Below are 22,098 nucleotides of genomic sequence, written 5' to 3' on the forward strand. Positions count from 1 at the left end.
AAGCAGTTATACGCCCGTATAACCAGTTGACGCCAACGCGGCATCTGGATATCCCACCGTAGAGTAGATTTGCCCTTCGGAAAAACCTACCCTTCTCTCATCGAGACAGCGCTCGCCGTTATGACAACGCAAAGCTCGCTGTTCGGCCCGACGACAACATCGCATTTGGGCCCGACTGGTTCCCTTTTTTAACATCTTCAAGGAATCATCGTGTCTGCTGTTCTGCATAACTGGATATATATCGGAAGCAACGCATATTCGGAGTACACGTTCGTGCCATGGCTTGGCAGGAACATCTATCGCCGTACCGTCGACCTTTGCGCAATATGCATCCAGTAGCCGCGAGTCTGGGGTCATGCGACCTCCGTGCGATTGCTGCTTCACTCTTTGCTGAAGAAGGGAACATCTCGCGAATGGATAGCTACGAGCGTCGTTCCCAAATCATTGGAACCTGAGCAACGGCAGTCAGGTAGATGCGTGACCAATGCGGTGCCGGTACGTCCCATATCCACGTGCCGCGAGCAAAAATGAAAACCATTCTAGTCGTGGATGACGAACGCAGCGTCGTGACCGCGTGGAAACGCATCCTTCAATTGGCGGCTTATCGAGTTCTGACCGCTAACAATGGCCGTGAGGGGCTTTTCGTTGCTAACGCGGAAAAGCCCGACCTCATCATCACAGACCGGTCGACCTCAATAATGTATGGCGTTGAGTTTTGCCGGCACTTGAAGCTCGGACGAACGTTCGCGCGGACTCCTCTCATTCTCACCAGCGCTGACCCTCTAGACCCCGCCGATGCGGCACTAGGGGACGGGTTTTTGCATAAGCCTGTATCCATGCAAATGCTGCTAGCATCGGTACGACGCTCTCTGAACGCGTGTCCGTGACGTTTCCGCAATGTCTTCCTGGATGGTGTCGCCCTAAGCGCGGTAAGACCCTGCTCCGAGCCAAGCCGTTCCTCAAAGCTTCAGGTGCCACCGCCGTGACTGGCAGTTGTGCGCGTCTGCGCTCAGCGAGAACTGTTCACAACACCCTCTCCCAGGTAGGGTCGCCGATTATCAACTTCAAGTTAAAGACGGTTTTAGTGTGGCTGCAGTTTTCGGAACGTTGGACGTTGTAGCATGCTTCATACACCTAAATAACCTGGAGACCGACTGCAGAGAACTTATTCCATCGCAAGCATCCTATCTCGGACCACTCCATGTATTTCCTAGCTTCCTTCGTAGTCAACCTTGCCCATGGCACGGCCTTTCAACGCTCCATGTCGAGCGCACCGACCACGACGAGGAAGTCGCGCTTTCCTTGGCTTTGACATCCCGTTGCCCGCAGCTCTCACTGCACCAAAGTACCCTGAGGAGCCGGGCTTAGAGTGCGATACCGAGCCGCCACCACTATTCGACCTTCGCCGTAGCGCCCGAGAATCTCGCCCTCAAATTCGTGTTTTCACCTGAACGTGACGTTTACTAGCCTGAAGACAGTCGACGCGGCTTCTTGTCACGGATGTGAAGACTCGGCCAGCGGGTACACTTTCGGTGTCTCTCAGCTTCTGGCCGGCCCTCTGGATTTGCCAGAATCTTAGGCCGGCATCCATGCGATGCCGGCCTTTTTTTCGTATCCGTGCAGTTGCGTCTGGGATTCACCTCGACCGTCACATGCGACAGTCCGTCGAAACGCTTGAGAGCTGCATGACAAAAGCTCGGGTTGGCGCAACACGTGGGGGGCGAGCGCCTTGTCACCGTTGGCTTCAACTACCCGCCGCACGTTGTCAGCCACCTTCCGGTCGCGGTGGTCAGCACGAACTTCTAGAGCGGTTATCATTCGCAGCGTTTTCGACCAACTGCCGCAACGGAGAACCTCTTGCCTTCGCGCCTATCCCGCTCAGCGAACGCCGACCGAAATCGCTTTATCGCGCTCTATCTCGCGATGGGACTCGGTCTGCTGGTCGCGGCCGGGATGTTTCTCTATGAAGCTCGCGTCATCGTGAAGGATGGTTTGCGCGACGACGAGGCGTTCGCAGTGCTCGGAGCGGCAAACACAGTATTGCACAACCTCGAAAACGCTGAGACGGGACAGCGCGGGTACCTGTTGACGGGTGATGAAAGCTATCTGTTGCCTTATCGACGCGGGGCGCGGGATTTGGACGATACCGTCCTGAATCTGGAGCGGGTGGTGAGCAACGACGAAAAATCCGTCGAGCTGGTCCGGCGTATCGAACATGCGAAGACGGACAAAGTGAAGGAGCTGGCGCGCAGCATCGAACTTGCCCGCTCGGGTAGCCGGGCCGACGCCATCGCACTCATGCAGACCAACGAGGGCATGCGGTACATGGAGAGTCTTCGCACGGACCTCGACCATTTGTTGAATGACTGGCGGGAAAAACGCAGGGTCGCAACGCGCGACGCGCACATCAGGCTGGTGTACGGCGCGGCTGCGCTGGCGGTCGTTGCTGTCCTCGTGTGTTGTCTGATGGTCTACACACTCTTCATCCAGCGACGCGCGTTTGCGAAAGTTCATGCCTATTCCGCAGCGCTCGACCGGGAGGCCGCGCACGACCCGCTGACTGGCCTGCCGAATCGTCGCCGGTTGCTTGCTGCCGTTGATGCGCTGGCAACTCCCTCTGTGGATGAGTCGCGGCGCACCGGCCTGCTGTACCTCGACATCGACGGCTTCAAGAGCGTTAACGACGCACTCGGCCACAGTGCTGGCGACGCGTTGTTGCGCGAACTCGGCGAAGCGCTGCGCGCGGCGACGCGACAGCAGGACATGTTAGCCCGCGTCGGCGGTGACGAGTTCGTGTTGCTCGCGACCGATTGCGGTGACGACGAACAGTTACGCCAGCTCGCAGGTCGCATGATTGCACGCGTTCGCGAGGTCGGTGACCAGAAATATGCTGGGCGATTCCAGATTGGCGTCAGCATCGGCATCGCAACATATCCCGACCGGACCGACTCTGTCGAGCAGTTGCTCGACATCGCCGATGCGGCCATGTACGAAGCCAAAAAGGGTGGTCGGTCGATATACCGCTTCGGAGCGTCTCCAGGGTATGGCACGTCCAACGTCGTGAGAATGATGCGGTAGAACGAGAGCCTAGCGTACTGCGCAGCGGCCGAAATGGATGGTGGGAAGCGCGTCTTGCGACCATCGCTGGTTGCTACCACTCACAGTGGTCGGCTGGCGCTCAAAGTTGTCAAAGCGAACAAATGGTGGCTGCACCTCGGTTACCCCAAGCTCGTCGACCAACGCAGCGGACGTGTCCTCACTGAGCCAGGCGCACATGGCCGGCAACTGCCTCCGGGGAACCCTGCAGCATGACCTCTAACGAGCCGCCCATGCGGTTGCGGACCCAGCCGGTGACGCCCAGTTGTCTCGAGCGGCGTACACAGGCCTCCCGATAGCCCGCGTCCTGTGCCTGGCCACGGACCTGAACCAATCGGGTCTCCAGGGGCTCGTCTTTATCGTGAGATTCCATGGGTGTATCCGTCTCATGAATTGGCAATTTGACTCTGCTGGTACCCCGTGAATTTTCACCCTGTTTCAAGCGATTCGTCCCAACGAATCAACCTACAGCTACTACAACCGACAGCCATACTGGTCCGCAACCCAGGAAGTAGTAGAAAACGACCCAACTTTTCGGCCGGGCGAGCGCTGAAAACTCCACCCGTAAGCCGTCCGAGGCGCACGGTTAGTGTCGCTCCAGCGCCCATGCCACCGCCACCCATTGCGGTGGCATAGGTGAATTGCTGCGGCGACCAGCCTCGCGGGAACAGCCGCCGCTTCCATCTGCCGCCGCGACTCCGGCCAGAGCGGGCCAGTCGTTGGCAAACTCGTGAGTGAGGTGGTTCACTACCGCATCGTCAGCCGGTGCGCGAGGAAAACCCATGCCTGGGCATGCCGCTAAAAACGTCGCGCGCTCAATTCGCCCAATCCAACAGAAAACGTTGCTCCCGGTAGTTCTGGCGACGGAGCCCGCGGGGCCTGCGTTAGCTCACAGGCGCTGGAATTGAAGAAGCGTCAGCCTCATGGAACGTTGCCCATCATTCAGCATATTATTAATATAAAACAATCGGTTACAAAAATACCTAAAGTGTTTTCTAGAATATGGCGCTAAGGCTACGCTGAAAAAGGTCAACGCCGTTGGGCGGTGAATCGTTAAATGCGGATGAAACAACAGACCCTTGCGATGGCGGCCGATCAAGGCGCCGGATTTGAACAGTACCGTCGGCCAACCAAACGTGATGTGTTCCTTGAGACGATGGAGCAGATCGTGCCGTGGACGCAGTTGTGTGAGGTTGTCGAGCCGTACTATCCGAAGGGGCAAGGCGGACGACCGCCAGTTGGTCTGGAGCGCATGCTGCGGATGCACTTTGTGCAGCACTGGTTCAACCTGGCGGATGAAGCCTGCGAGGAAGCGCTGCTGGACAGCACCGCATTGCGGCGATTCGTCGGGATTGACCTGGGGCGCGAGCGCGTGCCTGATGGCACGACGCTGTTGAGGTTCCGCAGACTGCTGGAGCGCAACAAGCTCGGCGAGCAGTTGTTTGCCAAGGTCGGCGAGGTACTGCAAGGGCGTGGCCTGAAGGTTGGCACCGGCACCATTGTGGACGCCACCATCATCGGTGCACCCAGTTCCACGAAGAACGCGGACAAGGCACGAGACCCCGAAATGCATCAGACGAGGAAGGGCCAGCAGTGGTACTTCGGGATGAAGCTGCACATCGGTGTGGATAGCCAGACGGGACTGGCACACACCGCGGTAGTGACCGCTGCGAACGTGCATGACAAGCATCCGCTGCCGGCTTTGCTGCATGGCGCCGAGCGGCGTGTGTACGGTGACAGCGCCTATGCGAGCCAGAAGGAACTCATCGCCAGCAAGGTATCGCGCGTCAATCAAGATGAGAACAGCGCGTCAATCAGGATGAGAACTGGCGTGGCGGCAGCGGTGGAGGGCGTAGCCCGGAAACCGCTGCCGCCACGCCGCGCCGAACAGTCCCCCGTCGTCGGGGAGCCTTGTCGGTGGTCGCGGTGGATCGGGTATGAAGGAACCTTCCATTTCACGGGAGGCTACGGTGCCCGGGCGTCACGTCAACGACCACCAGATGAGGCTCTATATGAAGTACAGAAGCAAGGAACAACCGACCAGGGCAGGCGCACGCGCCGGGTTCAGCGCCGCCACTGCCTATCGCATCGAACAGGACCCAAGACCGCCATCGAAGAAGAAGGCGCCACGCACGCGTCGCCGTGCTGATCCCCTGGCAGCAATCTTTGACGCCGAGATCGTCCCGCTGCTCCAGTCCGCTCCCGGCATCCGGCCCGTGGCCGTACTGGACGAGATGCTTCGGCGCCATCCAGACCTCCCGGGCAACGTGCGTCGCACGCTCGAGCGGCGTATTCGCGACTGGCGGGCACTCCATGGCGAGGAGCGTGACGTCATGTTCCGCCAGTGCACGAGCCCGGTCGCCTCGGATTGTCCGACTTCACCGAGATGGACAGCCTGGGCGTCACCGTGGCGGGTGTCGCGCTGGACCACCGTCTGTATCATTTCCGGCTGGCCTGCTCGGGCTTTGAGCACGCTCACGTCATCCTCGGCGGCGAGAGCTATGTCGCGCTGGCCGAAGGGCTGCAGAACGCGTTGTGGGTGCTCGGTGGCGCACCGCGCGAGCACCGCAGCGACAGCCTGTCGGCGGCGTTCCGCAATCTCGAACGCGAAGCGCGCGACGATCTCACCACGCGTTACGAAGCGCTCTGTGCTCACTACGGAATGCAGCCTACGCGCAACAACCGCGGCGTTGCCCATGAGAACGGCTCCATCGAGAGCCCTCACGGCCACCTCAAGAACGCGGTGCGTGATGCGTTGCTTTTGCGCGGCAGTAAAGACTTCGACGACCTCGATACCTATCGCCGCTTCATCGACGAGCACGTCTGTCGCATCAACGCGCGCAATGGCAAGCGCATTGAGGCCGAGCGCCCGCAGCTTCAGCCACTGCCGCCGCAGCGCACGACGGACTACGAGCAAACGCGTGTGTACGTCAGCTCCACCGGCGGCTTTGTCCTGCGCAAGGTGTTCTATACCGTCCCGTCCCGGCTGATCGGTCATCGACTGCGCGTGCGGCTGTATGACGACCGGCTGGAACTGTTCCTGGGCAGCACCGCCCTGATGACGCTGCAGCGCGGCCGTCCGGGTCCCAGTGGCAAGCACGGCCACATCGTCAACTACCGGCACATCATCCACGCGCTGCGCCGCAAGCCCATGGCGCTGCTCAACCTGGTCTACCGCGATCAGGTCTTTCCGCGAGGCCTATCGATTGACCTTCGAACGCCTGTGCGAGCAACTGCCTGAGCGTGCGGCATGCAAGACCATGGTTGAACTGCTCAGCCTGGCCCACGAGCGCAACTGCGAGGCACAACTGGCGCAGGCACTCGAGCAGTGCCTGGCCGACGGGCAACTGCCCGATCTGCACGCGCTGAGTTCCCGTTTCGAAGCGAAACCCGCGAGCCTGCCGCAGGTGAACGTCCAGCTGCCTTCGTTGCGCGACTACGAGGCCCTGCTTGGCCTGCAAATGGAGGTGGCAGCATGAATCACGAATTCGACGCCACCCGCCTGTCGCTGCTGCTCAACGATTTGCGGCTGCCCGCCATCAAGCAGATCTGGTCGAGCTTTGCCGAGCGTTCCGACACGGAAGGCTGGCCCGCGGCGCGCCTGCTCATGGCGCTGGCCGAACACGAGATCGCCGAGCGCGATCGACGTCGCATCGAACGTCACCTCAGGGACGCCAGGCTGCTGCCGGGCAAGACGCTGGAGAACTTCGATTTCGACGCGGTGCCGATGGTGTCGAGAGCGCACGTCTCGGCGCTTTGCGCTGGCGACGGCTGGCTGCGCAACGGCGCCAACCTGATTCTTCTGGGGCCGTCCGGAGGCGGCAAGTCGCACTTGTCGTCGGCCATTGGACTGAGCCTGCTGGAGAACGGCTGGAAGGTCCTGTTCGCCCGTACCACCGATCTCGTGCAGCGGTTGCAGGTCGCACGCCGCGAGCTGTCGCTGGAGTCCGCCATCAACCGGCTGGATCGATTCGATCTCCTTATTCTGGACGACTTTGCATACGTCAGCAAGGATCAGGCCGAGACGTCGGTGCTGTTCGAGCTCATCAGCGCCAGGTATGAGCACCGCTCTCTTTTGCTAACTGCAAATCAACCATTTGGCGAATGGGACCGTATCTTCCCCGACCGGGCCATGACGGTAGCCGCCGTCGACCGGCTGGTCCATCACTCCACGATCTTTGAACTGAACGTCGAAAGCTACCGTAGGCGTACCGCCCTCGAGCGCAAGCAGCAGGGACCGGGACGCCCGGCCAGTATCGCGACACCAAACAACGTCGGCGTGCCGCCGCGCCCGGAGGATCAGCAATGAAGCACAACGCACATCTGCAGCTCGTAACGCGTGACGATACATCCGACAGTTCGACGACGAAGCCCATCGCACGCACGGCCGCACAACGGCAACGCGCATACCGCTTACGCCGCAAACGGGCCGTTATAGACGCCATTGGTGAGGAAGCCTGCGCGTCACGCGTTACGATGCTGGCCCTGCTCGGCGAAGGCTTGGCGGCATTGGATAACAGCGACACTTCGACAAGGCTCATTGAGAGCAAACGCCACTGCGTAAGGCGTGTGCTCCAGGCCATCGTCACGCGTTACGCAATCGATCTCACCGACTGACGCGCTGTTCTCATCCTGATTGTCGCGCGGCACAGAATGCCTGCAGCGTAACGCGTTGCGCTGCAGGCTCTGCCCGGCGACGGCTTGGCGGCATTGGACGCCGGCGACATTCCACGATGCTCATCGAGATCAAACGCGACAGCGTAAAGCGTGTGCTCCAGGCCATCGCCACGCATTACGCAATCGTCCTCACCGGCTCGGGCGCCGTTCTCATCCTGATTGTCGCGCGGCACACGCGCGCCAGCGTCAATCAAAAACTGCGCGTCAATCAATAAACGCTTGTCAGCGCCAATCAACATCGGCATCATCAACCCCGCCGCGACATTCTCATCCTGATTGTCGCGCGTCTCTCATCCAGATTGTCGCGCCACAGGCAAGGCGCCGAAAGCGAAGGACTTTACCAACCAGCGTGTGCGCAACCGCAGTGGCGAAGTCGACCAGACCAGGCGCACGAAGAACCGTAGCAAGTCCCGGATACGCGCCCGGGTCGAGCACGTCTTCGCGGTGGTCAAGCGGCTGTGGGGTTTCGTCAAGGTGCGCTATCGCGGCCTGGCGAAGAACGCCACGCGCGCCTTCACCGCACTGGCGTTGAGCAACATCTACATGAGCCGCGAGCGACTCATGGCACAGGTGCGTCCATGAGCGGCCAAAGCGGGTCGAGAGACCCGCTTATAAGGCCCTGCGGGGCCAGGAAATCGAACCAGTCGCGTCGCTGATCTCGCATTCCGAAATTTAGCTGCAAGCCGTCGGCGAAAGCGGTGGCTTCTTCAGCGTAGCCCTAACATTTGCGCATGGCATGCACGTGAATTCCCCGATTCACGTGCATTATTCAGCCCGCGCAACGACGCGGGCTTTTTTTGCGACGCCGCCCCACCGCGTTATCCGCAGCCCATTGACGAGAAATACTCCAGCCCAACTGGCTCTCAGCTTCTCATCCAGGCGGCTACCCTTCACGCAGTATCGGCAATTAACCGTTGGCAATCGACCCAGAACCGTGACGGTTGATTCAACAGGGTGTCGACCATCCACGCATCACAATGCATGAATGCGAAATGGCATAACTTGCTCCCATCGTTTCCCGTCCCATACCCGAGATGTTTGCAACAATGCCCCGAGTGTCTCGGTGAATTGTGATGTCAGTGCGACACGTCAACGATTAAGAAACTGGAGGGCAACCGCATTCCGGGGTCCGCGCTGCGATGCCGACGCCTGAACTAACGCCCAATTGTCGGGGGAACCAGTCGAAGGCCCAGTTGCCGCGGACTCCCTTCCTGCGATAGTACCCGAGGCTGTATACGTCATATGAATGTGTTACGCACAACTTATAAATAGTTGCAAACGTTTGCCATGCGTGGGTAAACTCTCTGGATTCAACGGTTCTGTTTGCTGTATCTTTTCCATTAAGTTAGAAAGATATGTTAAACATCTCTAATAGCCTTGTCGGCTGCCAGCAAGACACCCTCGCTGGAGACGCACGGTCTGTCAGAGAATCCATATAGCTGAGAGAACACAGTGAAATCCGCCATTAAAGCGGGCGCCGTGGTAAGCCCCTACACGCCTCATAACCTTGACTTTGCAATCACGCATCTCGAGCAGGTCCTATGCGCGGAGGGTGCTGATTCGTTGTTTGCACAGGCTTACTGGCGCGGGCGGGTTCTTCAGGCATATGCAACGCCGGGGGTGATGGAAACACAACAGGAACGGCTACAGCGATTGCTTGACCTGCTCGCCAGCGCTCCCACAGATTCAAGGCCTCGAATGCAAGCTGCCTGAGAATGCTCCATCGACACAGCGGGCATCTGATGGACACACCTCAAAATGCCTGACTTGCGTGACAACAGCAAATGGTGCGGCCGCCTGCTTTCGGGTGAAGCAGAATCATCGCATCAGGGTGTGCTTTGCAAACGGCCGTTGTCAAAGTAGTTGTCGCCTCGACAATTAAATTTCAGGCGGCTTTTCGCTCCTGGTAGCGGGGTTGTGGAATGACGCCATCGTCGTCGGCCCGATCCGGATTCAGATGCACGGCATGTATGCGCTTCCAGTTGCGGGCGGGGCCTTTCCAACGCAGCGGATTACGCTGCCGCGCAGTCTCGTAGAGCGCTGCACGTCGATCCAGGATGTCCTGATCGAGATTGGCATGACGCTGGGCTGGCGTCACGAACCGGATCGCGCTGTGACGATGTTCGTGGTTGTACCAGCGCACCAACCCGGCAACCCAGGTCCGCGCGGCGAACAGGGTATCGAACGCCTCCAGCGGATAAGCGGGTCGGTACTTCAGCGTTTTGAACAGCGATTCCGAATAGGGATTGTCGTTGCTCACGCCCGGACGACTCAATGACGGCATAACGCCCAGCGCCTGCAAGGTGGCCAGCATCGTGGCCCCCTTCATCGGACCACCGTTATCGGAATGCAGAATGACCTGGTTGGGCTGTATTGCTTCACGCGCACAGAGATCCTTGAGTACCTCGCTGGCCTGGGCGCTGCTCTCTTCGGCATAGACCTGCCAGCCGACGATCATGCGGCTAAACACGTCCATAAACAGATACAGATAGAAATACTGCCCACGAATCGCCGCCGGCAGGTAAGTGATATCCCAGCTGTAGAGCTGGTTCGGCGCGTCGGCACAGACCGCGCGTGGCTTGCTGCGCACGGTCGTCGGGCGTTCACTACGCCGGTGCGCGAGTTGATTCTCCTCGCGCAGTACCCTGTAGAAGGTCGATTCCGAGGCGATGTAGCGTTGCTGGTCAGCCAGGCGTGGAACGATCTGGCTCGGCGGCAGATGACCGAATTCGGCTGAGTTCGCGACAGCCAGCAATTCGGCACGTTCGGCAGCGCTCAGCTTGTGAGGCGGCTCAAAGCAGCGTAACGAGCGCCCATCCACCGCGTCAGGCTGAGCGCCCTGCCAGCGCTGTACCGTCCGGGCGCTCAGCCCCAGCACCTCACACGCGCGTGCCTGGCGAGCACCGCCCATGGTCGCCTCGCTGATCAAACCAATCAATGTTTTGCGCTCTTCGAGGGCCGTCATTCGGCCTCGTCCCCGAACAGCGCACGATACTTTTTTTGCAGCACCAGCAGCGCCGCGGCTTCAGCCAGCGCTTTCTCCTTGCGGTTCAATTCGCGCTGCAGTTGCATATTGGCGTGCTTCAGTTCACGGACTGCCTGGGCGCTCTCGCGCCGGCTTCCTGTCCCGGCGGCGGCGCAGAAGTCCGCGCGCCATTGATCGAGATGATGGACAAACAGGCCCCGTTCACGACACCACGCGTTCAGGGCCTCCTCGACCAGCCCATGGCTCTGCTGCAAGGCCAGCAGGCGCTCTTCCAACGACCAGTCTTCCGGACGTTTTGCGTGTCCGGATCCATCGCCCCGGGTCGATGCAGCGGCACCTTTCATCCAGTTCTTCAAGGTCATTACGTTCATGTTCAATTCATCGGCCACGGATCCGATGGTGCGACTTCCGCGGTGAAAGACCTTCAATAGCGCCTGCTCTTTAAACTCGACAGAATACGTTTGTTTCAACTTCAACTTGCACCTCTGATCTCTTTAAATCAAGAAAATTCAGAGGCGACATCTATTGTGACGCAGGGGGCAAACGGACAACTGATTTGCATACCTGGTCGATGTTTTCTGGGTATCGTCAATAGCTTTTCTCAAAGGCGTCCGCAAGCGCGAAACTGCGCCCGCAGCGCATCTCAAGAAATTTAATTTTTTACGCCGGGTAAGTGACTCTCTTTGACTTCTTTTGGAACTAGATGATGCAAACGGGTACAGTGAAGTGGTTCAACGATGCAAAGGGCTTTGGTTTCATCACCCCGGACGGCGGCGGCGAAGACCTGTTTGCACATTTTTCTGAAATCCAGGGAAACGGCTTCAAATCCCTGCAGGAGAATCAGAAGGTGAGCTTCGAAGTGAAGCAAGGCCCCAAAGGCAAACAGGCTGCGACCATCACGCCGCTGTAACAAGCCGGTACAACAGCTTCCCCGAAACCATTGGCCCGCCTTGGCTGGCCAATGGTTTTTCCGCGCGCCATCGCACGCTGGCTCGTCGACTTGCACGTTCCGTGCGCGCATTTTCCCCGCTGGAATGGTGGGCCGCAGTAAAGGGACTGGCGAGACACACTCCGAAGCCCGATTGAAGGCTACGCCGGAGTAAATACAACAGCCCCGCAGTCGGCAATGTGCGTAAAGCTCCGGATAAACCGGTACGCCTGGTCGCCGATTTCAATCCGGTTTGCGCCGGCCGCCGTCAGCTGCAGTATCTCATCAACGAGCGCCACACCGATTGTCCCGTGGCCAGCCAAATCGCCCTCCGCCCCCGTTGGGTCGCCAATGTAGACAGGGCAGTCGTCTGTGCCACGACGCATCAGAATGACGCATTCCCCTTCGTCGAGCGCCAGTTCGAGATATCTGGAAAGCGTAAGCAGTGACTCGAGTGGCTGTTCATGCTGCGATGGAAGCAAGGCGGAAGTGGTGGTCATTCTCTAGTCCCCTGAAAAATCTGCTGCGAAAAAATGGTATCGGTTATGGTTCCACTATAAGCATGTTGACGCCCACATGATATCGACGCGCTTGCCGGCATCGGGCTGACCAACCTGCCAATCACGAAACCACTCCGCCATCAACGTCTTCCAACCCTATCCTGCTTGTCGGCTATCCAACTTTCGACATACGGGTCACGCGGGCATTGGCGGCCACATCCGTATCTCTAACCCAGCGTTGCCAGCAGCTTGATGAAGTCACGCTTGGCGCGATACGTCTGGCGAACGGTCTCGAGCTCATCAACGAACTGTGCGTGCTCCTTCAGCTCTGCCCGCAACTTCCCGATGGTGCGCACGATGCCGAACGCTTCGTCATATCGGGCGTTTCGTGTTCCGCTTTCGGCCGCAATTGGCAGCAGCCGGTGATATACGCCAATGGCGTCGTGCGGATGTGTCTTGCCCCGAACTGCCGCCACCGTAGCCCACATGCTTGTCGCCACTGGACCTCCGCAGAACGCATCCCATGCGGTCTCGCTTTCTCGCTCGGCAAGAAAGACCTTGACCAGTTCGGTGCGGCTCGGCGTTTGCCAGTGGCCGGGCTTCGTTTTGGTCGGCGCCTCTTCCGTGCGGACAAGCTCCCACAGATGGTTGAGTGCGCGCTCGCGCGTCGTATCGTACCGACCGGTTGCCTTAGCGACATCCATAAGCGCCGTAAACGCTTCAGCGACCGGACGCATCTCGAAGCGCTGCCACGCGAATGCATCGGCCTTTGGGAACTCGCCACGGCGCAGGTATTCCTGAATACAGAAGTCGAGCAGACGCTGGTCCACGTTCTTTCCTGATTCCTTGAGGCCACGTTCGGCCCATGCCAGACCTTCGTCGTGACGCTCGTGCTTTGCACAAAGCTCCGCGACCAGCAAAAAGCGGTATGGACTCGAAAGGTCCTTCGAGCGAATGCGAATCAATGTGTCGACATCGCCATCGAGCTCCGCGAGCCGCTCCATCGCCCGCTCCAGACGCATCCGCAGCGGCTCGAACGACCTCCGAAATTCATTGCTCGGGGCGAGCGGCGGCAGCGCGTCCCAACCGCTGCCGACGAGTTCACGGTATCTGCGCAGCCCGGCGTCGCCCAGCGGTTCCGCATATGCCGGCAGCACATCGTAGAACGTGTCCCATACGCCTTCCGTCTGAAAATCGAAGAGCCGCTCGGCGAGTTCCACCGCGTCCGGTCGCGTCTGCCGGCACGCCGCGAGATGAACAGCTGCAAGCTCCATAATTGCCGGCATTACGTCGCCGCCGGAGTCGTCTATCTGCTCGAGGCTCTTTTCAGCACCGGCTATTGCCAGCTCCGCCAGTTCGACTACCTGAGCCGCGTGTGGACCGGCGAGGCGTTGCCGCAGCATGTCGGCGAGCGACATCAGGCCGTCCCCGTACGCGCCGGCCTCGCGCCATTCGAGTGGCCGCGAAATGCGTGTTGCCTCCCGCACGGCCGTCTTCATGCTGGGCAAGTCGCTGGCATTCGCCGCGCGCGCCGCGAAAAGCAGCTTGTCCCGCAGATTGGTATCGCGCTCGACTGCCTCGAGCAGCAGGTCGCGCACGGTGTCTTCATCGAGTGTCGCGACGTACTCGCTAATCAGCTCTTCATAGGTCTTGCGTTTGTTGCGGGGCTTCACAGGTCCGGCCTCGTCAGGATGGAACACTTCGTCGCCGTTATTCTCCAGCCACGACAGTGCGACCGCAACGGCATGCTTGCAGAAGATGCCGTCGTCGCCGACGGGGCAATTGCATTCATATGTCAGCTCGCCGTCACTGCCGACGCCAAGCTCAACACTGTACCGGTGTGTGCCTTGGACACTGGCATGCAGGACGCCATCACGCTCGTCGAGTCGCGATATCGCGCCCTCGTGAAAATACGCTTTGCCCCGAGCGAAGGTTTTCAGGTCAGCGAGCGATTGGATTTCCGCGAGGATAATGACGTCGCGAAGTAGTGAGTAGCGGGACATGGCGTGCTTGTTTCTCTACGAGAGTCAATCGGCAATTCTAGCCTACGCACAGCGTGAGGTAAGGTGTTCACGTTGCCTCGACGGGTAGTACGATATTCGCTTGTCCCTTTCTAATCACACCATGCGCGATGCGTCGCTCCGCGCTGGCGTAACCATTCCACGAGCACATACGCGTAGCGCGCGGCCGTTGCTCACATGAACGGTGAAGTGAGTTCTGTCGAAGTCAATTTGGTTGTTCAAAAAACCAATTCTTTTGACCTCGCGTGTAATGAAGTGCGATTGCGCGGAAACTTGCGGCTTTTCCGCATCTGCCGACGCCGCGCTCAGGCTATCGCGTCGATGTAGCACAAGACAGTTTCCGCCGAGTGTGCGAGAACTGTGAACAGGCACGTCAGCATGTCACCGTCCAGTCGTGCACCGTCGAGTCCCGCATGGCGCAGAATCTCCGCGGCAAGCCTGCTTGTGCCCACATCACGATGCCCAGACCATCTGCCCTGCTCGATGTCTCTGGCTGACAGGTGGTACGTGCCTTCGCAGCCGTCCTCGTCGGGCGGAATGGTCAGATAACCGAACAGTTCGCCGACGGCGGCGCCGAAGTAGGTGATGGCCAGTTCGCGAGGGCTCATGGGTATGAGAAAGTAGTTGTATTCTGGCGTATAGCGTGCGCACTTCTTCCGCATCTGCAGCCGCAGCCGCAATGTCTGGTCCGGCCGATGTCATCGGCTCTGCGGCATGGCGGGAAAGGGCCCGCCGCAGCGAGCCCTTTGAATCAATCAGGTAGTGCAATCCCCGGCGGCCACCATCGCCGATGCCCTGTCAATGGACTGAACCTGCGGAGACAATCCACTCGAGTGGGTCGACCGTGGCGAAGACTGCCTCGGGAATGACGAATGAGACGCAGACATCCGTGACCTCAGGCAAACCAGAAACCCCCTTCATCGAATCGATACGCATCGCGCTTTCGAGCACGCGCCGGCCATTTGCCATGACTGCAGGCGCATTCACATCCTCCAGCGATTGCGTCAAGGCCCACACCTTGGCAGTTTCGGGCAGGAACAGCTTTCGGCGAATCAGCAGGGCGTCTTCCATGTCATTGCGGCCGAGCGACAACTGGACTGGCTCATCCTGGAGGGATTCGAGCAGTGCGACCACTGACGGTTCGAAAAGAGGAATCACGAACCGGTGTTGCAATGTGCCGACCTGCTGCGCGAGAAGACCGTAATTGCCAGAAGTCCCGCCTGTCAGCACGGTCATCTGCATCGAGCATTCCCCCCGGGCGGCCGCGAGCGCATAAAACATCCGCTCATCGACATCACCGCACAGATACCAGCCGCTAACGATTCGCTGCAGAGCCGGCCTGTCTGCCAGACTCTCGTTCACCTCGTCGGGCCGCATCACGCGACCACTGCTAACGAGCACACCATCGATGACCATTGGTTCAAAAAACATCTTTCTTGTCCTCAAGCGTACGCGGTATTGCGCAACCCGTGTAGCGACTCCGGAAAACAGCCGGTCTGATTGACCGGGCGTCAGGCTCATCATCGTCGCCTCACCGCGATGCCCAGCCGACATCGTTGCATCCGCCAGAGCTCGCACTTGCTCAGGTTGGCCATGCGATGCGATTCAAAGAGAACGTGAGGGCCCGCGCGTGCGGGCCCCAATCAATCTCAGTTCGACGTCGACGTGCAGCAACGGACAACAACACGTCAGCGCGCCTTTTTAATAACCGCCGTCAACCCCGACGGTCCTCGTAATCCCTAAACGCCAGAAACCGCAGAAAGCGAACAATTGTTGCGTAGCTACCCGTTCCAAGCTCAAGCCGCACATTCTTGGGACCAAGACGCCTTCGCTGCTTTCGCAGGGACACGCAAGCCCGCACTACGTCGACTGCCGTAATACCTCTTCTTCCTCTCATTGATGGCCTCTCACAGAGTGCCCCTTCACGCAAAGGGTCACTGCGTGTAGCGACCATGGAAATTTCGTAATCGAAAGTCCGTGCAAATACTGAAAGCCTGCGCCATTCTTTGACCCATATCTCAGAAAACGAGGGCCATCGAATGAATACAACCTGCTTTGACACAAAATCAGAAGGAGTTCGAACTGTTCTTCATATGTCTCCAGCCGTGATGGCGGCGGCCGTCGTGTCCGCCCAGAAATGTGGATTGAATCTGCGCGAGTGGCTCGACCGGGCTGTTGCCAGTCTTGTTGCTGACGACCATCCAGCGGGTGCGGCGCCCTGGTCGGTGCAGTCCGCCGACCTATTCGCGCAGGTGGCCAGCTGTTCTCCGGAGGTGCTGCGTGGACGGTGGGCACTGCTGTACGAGCATGTGCTCCTCGCGCGCGACCTTTGGCATCAACCGGAGCCAACGCCGACAGAAATCGAGGAAGGTGCATTGCCGGAAGCCCCCTACATTGTTCCGGCAAGACTGCGAAAAGCGTGGCCAAGGCTGGTCGCTACCGTGTTCACTCTTTGACGCACGCCGGGCCCACCGGTCGGCACCCCATCAGTTGCTCAACTAACAACCAAGCCTGGACCATGAAAATCAGGGTGATGACAATCGCCGAAATCGCGACCCGGCTCAATGTCTCGCGACCGTATGTCCGCCGGCTCATTGCTGAGAAGCGTCTGCGCACAATCTGGGGGCTCTGCAGCGAGCCGGTAATCGACCGCGCCGAAGCGGAAAAGTACATCGGCGCAGCAAAAGCGAGGCAGCGCGTCGCGATGGAGGTGTACATCCGAGCGTCACAGGATTTGGAGGTCGCCATCCAGGTGGGGAGAAACTACGACGACTTCCTGTCTGCCGCGAAGATGCCGGAATTGACTGAGAGCAGCCGGCTCCGGTGTGCATTTGACGCCATGTACGAGCTATGCAAGGCCGTCGTCGACCTCGAGGTGCTGCGTGCGAATATCGGAACCGACAATCCGCTGGCGTTCGCAAGCGGCGTCGTGGAACAGGCGGCCTCCAGCATGAAATGGTCGGCGGATGACATCGAGCATGTCTTTGCCCTGTGCACGTGGGCCGTCGATGTCTCACCGCTGCCACCATTGCCATTGTCCCCAGACGACGCCGTTGCGCTCGCCGAACGAGTCCTTGCTGCATACCTGGCGGCGCAAGCCAGACGCGAAGTAGAGCTCGAGCTGCCTGCTGACGGCAATCACCAGGTAAAGACTGACATGCCACGCGGGAATTGGCGGAACGACTTCGAGCGTCTGGCGCGCCGACATCGCCGACGGCTTGTGCGCAACGACATGTTGCTGCCGGCGGGCGCGTTCTGTCAGCGCCGGGGTATCTCGCCGGACGAATTGGCGCGCCTCGAGCGGCGTCGGGAAATGTTCGGTATCGAGATTGCGCGCAAGATGTACTACCCAGTTCCGCTGGCTGACATACCGCGTACACAGCGAGCGCGACTCGCCAGGATGTGCCGGCTTTTCACCGAGCACGTACCCGTCTGGAGCAGATGGGACACCCTGGTGTCCCCACGGGGCTCTCTTGGCGGCATCACTGGCCTGCGCGCGCTTCGCTATGGAGCTTCATATCGACAGGCGCTCAAACTGGCAAAGGGCATCTCCGAGGACTGGAGGCCACGTTGGTGACGACTATGGTCAGCATTTACGTGGGCGAGTACGACGGCAAGGAACTATCTCTCGTTTGCTCCGGTACCACAGGGACCGACGGGACCGTCTGGCAGCGCATGGCTGGCGCACTAGGAGACCTTTTCCCCCGGCCTCCCTACCCGCAGTCCAACTGCCTGACCGTGTTCGTTCACGAAAAGTCGTCGGTCGTGGACGCCCTTCGCCTGGACATCGTATGCAGAGATGGCCTCGCCTACACGAGCGTGCAAAGCAGGCGGCCGCGCGTCGACCTTGAACCCGTTCCTGTCGGCATGAACGACGACGTCGTCGCCGTTGCTCGCAAGGTGATTGATGTCCTTTGTCCGCTGACCGCGGTTTCCGTGCATGCTGGCGCGTACATGGCGCACGAACTCACGTCGGCGATGCCGTTGGTGTGTACAGGAACGCATCGCAGCGTCCTGGGAGAGACCTTGTGGGAGCGGACGGCGCTCGCACTGCGAGACGTCGTGCCGGCTGGACCCTACCTGAGCGCCGATGTCGCGACGATATTCGTGCGCGGCAGCGATGGCCTGGTCGTCCGGTTCGACGTCGCGCGGACCGAGCGTGGCTGGGAAGTCAGTATCGTGCAGGGCGGCCTACCCCGTTGGGCACACGCACCTTTCCCCGTCGAGACGGGTGAAGACGTGGTCGCGGTCGCACGAAAGATTTTCGCCGCAGGCCTTCCGGAGAGCCTTCGATGACCACACCCGATGAGCGCACCAGAGCGCTACAGCAGGCCCGAGACTTACTTATCGAGCTGGCGTACGGGAATCGTCAACTCGTGCGCAGAGCGCTGCGTGACGAAGCCGTGACGATACTACGGCACTTCCCCTACTCCGAAGCACTACCGCCGGCAAACCGTGAACGCTAACCATGACAGACCTCCCAGACGATTTTCCGCACGACACAATGCCCGCGGTCGCGCCGGGCATGCAGAACAAGATTGGCGTCATCCTTTCGTGCGGCCACTACGTCGCTGGACAGACTGACCAGGACCGAGCGGAGCGCTACAACATATGCGCGGGCCTGGGACACCAGCTCGTGTCCATCGCACGCAAAGATGCAGCGAAGCGCCCGGCCGACCCTCACGACGTGACGCTCGCGCGTGTGCGCAAAGCGATTGCGACCACGGCATCGCGTCCGCCTGCAGAACTGGATTGGCTCATGCGCCGCGTACGAACCCTTCTTAACTGGTGACAAGATGCTGAGAGTAACTGTCGAACTGTGGCCAGGCGGCCGCGAAAGCGGAAAGAGAGTGATTGGTACTGCGGACATAGCGCGCGTTAAAAGCGGCGCGCTCGCTGCTTACGAAATCGAGCTGCATGATGAATTGCTTGGCGACATCGGTACCGCGAAGCTGCACGACTATCCCCGCTACTCCGCGAGCGTGCTGGACTTAGTCGCGCGCGGCATCGCCGCTGCGCTGGCCGACGGTAGAGAGGAGCTGCCTGCCCGCCCAGTGCTGCCGGAGGTTACTGTGTACAAAAGCAGCGACGGAATACCGTACGTGAGGCTGTATGAAATTCCTGAGCCGACACGGACGCTTTTTCTGCATAACTTGTCTGGCTCGACACATAGCGCAATGGCCGGCGACCCGCGGCCGATGGACTGTGCATACGCGTGGGACTGGGAAGACTTTTTAAGCGGCGGACGATGACATAGGCACTGACGGCAGACGAGCTGACGCGGAGGCGTACCGTTTGCAAGCAAAACGACGTGGGCGCAAGGCGCTGAAGGAACTGGCGCGCGTGTCGCAAGAAATGGGCATTTATAGAAAGCAAGAATGAGCACCATCCCGACACCACCGCCGGTCGCCACAGGCGGCCTTATTCTTTACCTCGACTACGACGGGGTCCTCCACCCCAAAAACGTGCTGATGCGCCCTGGCAAAGGCCCGTACGTTGGGTCCCCGGAGGGGCACGCTTTATTCGAAAACTGCGAGTTGCTTGAAAAGGTCCTGCTGCCTTACCCCGATGTGCGCATCGTTTTGTCGACAAGCTGGGTGCGTGTTTTTAAAAACGTCGCGAAGGTGTCGAGGCGGCTCACGCCCGAACTGCGCGCAAGAGTGGTAGGGGCCACTTACCACCGCGACATGGACGAAGTGCTTTTCACCCAGAACCCGCGTGGCATGCAAGTGTGGTCAGATGTACTGCGCCGCAAGCCGCTCGATTGGCTTGCGCTGGACGACGACTACTTTGACTGGCCAGCGCACTGTGTCGACAAGCTGGTGCGCACGCACCCTATTCTGGGCATGTCGACGCCTGTGGTGCTTGCCGATTTGCGAGCAAAACTAGCCCTTATGCACGGGGAACCGTAGAAAACAACCCGCTTACGGATACGGAGGCGTATGTGATGGTATTCGAGCTGATAGAACAGCTGAAGCGCATGGACCCGCACTGGTCGGTGTGTCACCTGGGCCCGTACGACTTGCGCGAGCACGCGGATGAGGTGCACGCCGTGGAAACGAACCTCGACGCAGCAGGGGTTGTGTTTTTACTTACTCGCCTGCCGCCAGCGGTAGTCGGGCGGATGCCCAAGGACCGCGAGTAGCTACCGACTGCAACTCGGGGGCTCAGCCCGGAGCCCTGAAGCCGCAATGCATGGAGAGTGACGATGTCCGTGTACTACAGCGTCGATAGTCTTGAGCGCAGCGCGCGCCGGTGGCGCCGGCGTGCAGTTCAGCGTGGGGAGTTCTTGTCAGCAAGGGCGTTTTGCCAACGGCGAGGCGTCTCACGCGCGGCGTTGCGCCGCTTGATGCATCAGGGGGACGTCTTCGACGTCCAGATTGGTAACAGACGGTACTACCCCGCTGTGCTTGCAAGCGTCAAAGGCGTGCGGCTGTCGCGCCTGAATCGCATTTGCCGACGCATGCGCGTGGTACCAGCATGGCTTCTGTACGACGCGCTGACGACAAGCAGGGAGACGCTAGGCGGCAAGACGGTCGTGCAGGTGCTTCGCCGCGGCGCCGGTTACAGGCGCGCTCGATGGTACGCGGGGAGAGCCGTTGCCGCAGAAGAAGCTGACGCGCTCATCCGCGCTAGGCTGAGGTCAGTGGCTCGTGCGGTCAAAGTGAGCCTTGCCGACATGTAGCTAAGGGGAGCAGGTATGACTGGGAAAATAGAATGCTTGCACTGACGTTCTACGCCGGCGAATACACCGGCGACAAGAATTCGCTGACGCACTTGTGCGACATAGAGGGCTCCAGCACACCCGGTGGTCGTCCACCGTTCACTACGCTCGAGGAAGCACGCCACGTGCTTGAGACGTGCACGGAGCGATATAGCACGCCGACGTCGACAGAACCCACGCTGACGGTCTTTATTGGCCGCAAAAAGCGCGGCAAGACAACGCCGCTAGCGCGGCTTGATGTTCTGCTTCAGGATGGGTTGGCGCGCGCAAGCATCGTCCGCGACCACGCTCAGTCGGTAGCCGTAGGGCCGGTGGCTGTGGACAGGGACGATGACGTCGCCACGATTGCCTGCAAAGTCCTCACAAAGTATTTACGAGAATGACGATGACGCTCCACGCACCTGATGACTTCCCTTGGGATAGGACGCCACCGTTGCTTAGTGGCTCGCAGCCAAAATTGGCGGGACGAATGATTAACGGTCGCTTTGTGGTGGGCCAAACCGCAGAGGAGCGCGATGAGCGCTGGGACCTATGCGAAGACCTTGCGCGGCAGCTGGTCCCGAAAACCCTAAAAGACGCAGAAAAACACCCCGAAAACACCCGCGACGTAACGCTGCGGCGCATGCGGCGCGCTTTGGCAGCTAAAAATTGGGTCTCCCGCGCGGAAATGGACTGGCTGATGGAACGGTTGCGCATCTTGCTTGGTTGGTAGCAATCTCCATTTCGGCGGTTACATGAGAATCAGAATTGAAGACAAACTCGTCCGCTCCATCAAACAACGCGAGGGCGTTGTGATTCTGCGTTCCGAGGTTGCGTCGTTGGGTAGCGCCGCGCAGGTGGGTCGCGTGCTCGCAAAGCTGGTGGGTGATGGGAGGCTTGTGCGTGTAAGCATCGGCGTGTATGCCAAAACTCGTCGCAACAAGTTCACCGGGCAATTGACGCCAGCGGCGACGTTTGAGGCTATAGCCGCGGAAACGTTTCGCAAACTCGGCATTGATGTCGCGCCCGGTCGGCTAGCACGCGAGTACAATGCCGGGCTTACGAGTCAGATACCGATGGACGGCGTTGTGTGCACCGGCAAACGCCGGATTAGCAGAAAAATCCAAGTTGGAAGCCGGACAGTAAAGTATGAAATCTAAAGGTCGTCAGGGTCGACCTTTACCGCA

At 59.7% G+C, this 22,098-nt stretch carries 22 protein-coding genes and 4 pseudogenes; 20 read left to right on the forward strand and 6 right to left on the reverse strand.

The window, feature by feature from the left end; translation table 11 throughout:
* Positions 1–527 precede the first annotated feature (527 nt).
* Complete coding sequence (locus P0D84_RS11065; RefSeq protein WP_408336098.1) at positions 528–887, forward strand: response regulator; 360 nt, start codon at positions 528–530, stop codon at positions 885–887.
* Between the two features lie 1,105 nt (positions 888–1,992).
* Positions 1,993–3,078, forward strand: coding sequence for a diguanylate cyclase domain-containing protein (locus P0D84_RS11070; protein WP_408336101.1), 1,086 nt, complete (start codon positions 1,993–1,995; stop codon positions 3,076–3,078).
* Between the two features lie 87 nt (positions 3,079–3,165).
* Here P0D84_RS11070 and P0D84_RS11075 read toward each other — a convergent pair.
* Positions 3,166–3,469: pseudogene (locus P0D84_RS11075) on the reverse strand (acylphosphatase); the annotation flags it as partial.
* Positions 3,470–4,159: 690 nt separating this feature from the next.
* On the opposite strand from P0D84_RS11075, the pseudogene P0D84_RS11080 reads away from it, so the two are divergent.
* The 6 genes and pseudogenes from P0D84_RS11080 to P0D84_RS11105 all read left to right on the forward strand — a co-directional run.
* Positions 4,160–4,843 (forward strand): annotated as a pseudogene (locus P0D84_RS11080) (IS5 family transposase); the annotation flags it as partial.
* 223 nt (positions 4,844–5,066) lie between these two features.
* Positions 5,067–6,575, forward strand: a pseudogene (gene istA / locus P0D84_RS11085) (IS21 family transposase).
* Complete coding sequence (gene istB / locus P0D84_RS11090; protein ID WP_115531504.1) at positions 6,572–7,405, forward strand: IS21-like element helper ATPase IstB; 834 nt, start codon at positions 6,572–6,574, stop codon at positions 7,403–7,405. The pseudogene istA and the gene istB overlap by 4 nt, the downstream one beginning before the upstream one ends.
* Entirely contained in the window at positions 7,402–7,713 is a 312-nt protein-coding gene (locus tag P0D84_RS11095; protein WP_096509064.1) for a hypothetical protein, read from the forward strand. The genes istB and P0D84_RS11095 overlap by 4 nt, the downstream gene beginning before the upstream one ends.
* Positions 7,714–7,829: 116 nt before the next feature.
* Positions 7,830–7,988 carry a hypothetical protein gene (locus tag P0D84_RS11100; protein ID WP_162826291.1) on the forward strand — a complete coding sequence of 53 codons (159 nt, stop codon included), beginning with the start codon at positions 7,830–7,832 and terminating at the stop codon, positions 7,986–7,988.
* Positions 7,989–8,088: 100 nt separating this feature from the next.
* A pseudogene (locus P0D84_RS11105) lies at positions 8,089–8,355 on the forward strand (transposase); the annotation flags it as partial.
* 1,303 nt (positions 8,356–9,658) lie between these two features.
* Here P0D84_RS11105 and P0D84_RS11110 read toward each other — a convergent pair.
* Positions 9,659–11,229, reverse strand: a protein-coding gene (locus P0D84_RS11110) for an IS3 family transposase (RefSeq protein ID WP_408339716.1) whose coding sequence is annotated in 2 segments (ribosomal slippage) — positions 9,659–10,749 and positions 10,749–11,229 — 1,572 coding nt in all. Because the reading frame shifts where the segments join, the coding sequence is not laid out codon by codon here.
* 236 nt (positions 11,230–11,465) lie between these two features.
* Here P0D84_RS11110 and P0D84_RS11115 point away from each other — a divergent pair.
* Positions 11,466–11,669, forward strand: coding sequence for a cold-shock protein (locus tag P0D84_RS11115; RefSeq protein WP_408336105.1), 204 nt, complete (start codon positions 11,466–11,468; stop codon positions 11,667–11,669).
* A 179-nt stretch (positions 11,670–11,848) separates the two neighbouring features.
* Here the strand turns inward: P0D84_RS11115 and P0D84_RS11120 are convergent, their stop codons facing one another.
* The 4 genes from P0D84_RS11120 to P0D84_RS11135 form a co-directional block, all read right to left on the reverse strand.
* Entirely contained in the window at positions 11,849–12,187 is a 339-nt protein-coding gene (locus P0D84_RS11120) for a hypothetical protein (RefSeq protein ID WP_408336108.1), read from the reverse strand.
* 227 nt (positions 12,188–12,414) lie between these two features.
* Positions 12,415–14,190, reverse strand: a complete 1,776-nt coding sequence (locus P0D84_RS11125; RefSeq protein ID WP_408336111.1) for an SWIM zinc finger family protein — start codon at positions 14,188–14,190, stop codon at positions 12,415–12,417.
* Positions 14,191–14,513: 323 nt separating this feature from the next.
* Positions 14,514–14,870 carry a hypothetical protein gene (locus tag P0D84_RS11130; protein WP_408336114.1) on the reverse strand — a complete coding sequence of 119 codons (357 nt, stop codon included), beginning with the start codon at positions 14,868–14,870 and terminating at the stop codon, positions 14,514–14,516.
* A 136-nt stretch (positions 14,871–15,006) separates the two neighbouring features.
* On the reverse strand, positions 15,007–15,639 hold the full coding sequence (locus P0D84_RS11135; protein WP_408336117.1) for a hypothetical protein: 633 nt from the start codon (positions 15,637–15,639) through the stop codon (positions 15,007–15,009).
* A 608-nt stretch (positions 15,640–16,247) separates the two neighbouring features.
* On the opposite strand from P0D84_RS11135, the gene P0D84_RS11140 reads away from it, so the two are divergent.
* From P0D84_RS11140 to P0D84_RS11190, 11 genes are all read left to right on the forward strand, one after another.
* Positions 16,248–16,664: a hypothetical protein gene (locus P0D84_RS11140; RefSeq protein WP_408336120.1), complete on the forward strand. Its 417-nt coding sequence runs from the start codon at positions 16,248–16,250 to the stop codon at positions 16,662–16,664.
* The gene (locus P0D84_RS11145) at positions 16,628–17,785 is read left to right on the forward strand and encodes an excisionase family DNA-binding protein (RefSeq protein WP_408336123.1); all 1,158 of its coding nucleotides are present in this window, start codon (positions 16,628–16,630) and stop codon (positions 17,783–17,785) included. Before P0D84_RS11140 ends, P0D84_RS11145 begins: the two co-directional genes overlap by 37 nt.
* A 5-nt stretch (positions 17,786–17,790) precedes the next feature.
* Positions 17,791–18,504 (forward strand): hypothetical protein, encoded by a 714-nt coding sequence (locus P0D84_RS11150; protein ID WP_408336126.1) that lies wholly within the window; start codon positions 17,791–17,793, stop codon positions 18,502–18,504.
* A complete protein-coding gene (locus P0D84_RS11155; protein WP_408336129.1) occupies positions 18,501–18,674 on the forward strand; it encodes a BPSL0761 family protein in 174 nt (57 codons plus the stop codon). Before P0D84_RS11150 ends, P0D84_RS11155 begins: the two co-directional genes overlap by 4 nt.
* A 2-nt stretch (positions 18,675–18,676) precedes the next feature.
* Complete coding sequence (locus P0D84_RS11160) at positions 18,677–19,000, forward strand: hypothetical protein (protein ID WP_408336132.1); 324 nt, start codon at positions 18,677–18,679, stop codon at positions 18,998–19,000.
* Between the two features lie 58 nt (positions 19,001–19,058).
* Positions 19,059–19,460: a hypothetical protein gene (locus P0D84_RS11165; RefSeq protein ID WP_408336134.1), complete on the forward strand. Its 402-nt coding sequence runs from the start codon at positions 19,059–19,061 to the stop codon at positions 19,458–19,460.
* 126 nt (positions 19,461–19,586) lie between these two features.
* Positions 19,587–20,120: an HAD domain-containing protein gene (locus tag P0D84_RS11170; RefSeq protein WP_408336137.1), complete on the forward strand. Its 534-nt coding sequence runs from the start codon at positions 19,587–19,589 to the stop codon at positions 20,118–20,120.
* A gap of 35 nt (positions 20,121–20,155) precedes the next feature.
* Positions 20,156–20,353 carry a hypothetical protein gene (locus tag P0D84_RS11175; RefSeq protein WP_408336140.1) on the forward strand — a complete coding sequence of 66 codons (198 nt, stop codon included), beginning with the start codon at positions 20,156–20,158 and terminating at the stop codon, positions 20,351–20,353.
* 572 nt (positions 20,354–20,925) lie between these two features.
* A complete protein-coding gene (locus P0D84_RS11180; RefSeq protein ID WP_408336143.1) occupies positions 20,926–21,315 on the forward strand; it encodes a hypothetical protein in 390 nt (129 codons plus the stop codon).
* 86 nt (positions 21,316–21,401) lie between these two features.
* The gene (locus P0D84_RS11185) at positions 21,402–21,644 is read left to right on the forward strand and encodes a hypothetical protein (protein ID WP_408336146.1); all 243 of its coding nucleotides are present in this window, start codon (positions 21,402–21,404) and stop codon (positions 21,642–21,644) included.
* A gap of 22 nt (positions 21,645–21,666) precedes the next feature.
* Complete coding sequence (locus P0D84_RS11190; protein WP_408336149.1) at positions 21,667–22,071, forward strand: DUF6088 family protein; 405 nt, start codon at positions 21,667–21,669, stop codon at positions 22,069–22,071.
* The last annotated feature ends 27 nt before the right edge of the window (positions 22,072–22,098 follow it).

The sequence above is a fragment of the Paraburkholderia sp. RL17-337-BIB-A genome, from assembly GCF_046025895.1.
Taxonomy (GTDB): Bacteria; Pseudomonadota; Gammaproteobacteria; order Burkholderiales; family Burkholderiaceae; genus Paraburkholderia; species Paraburkholderia fungorum_C.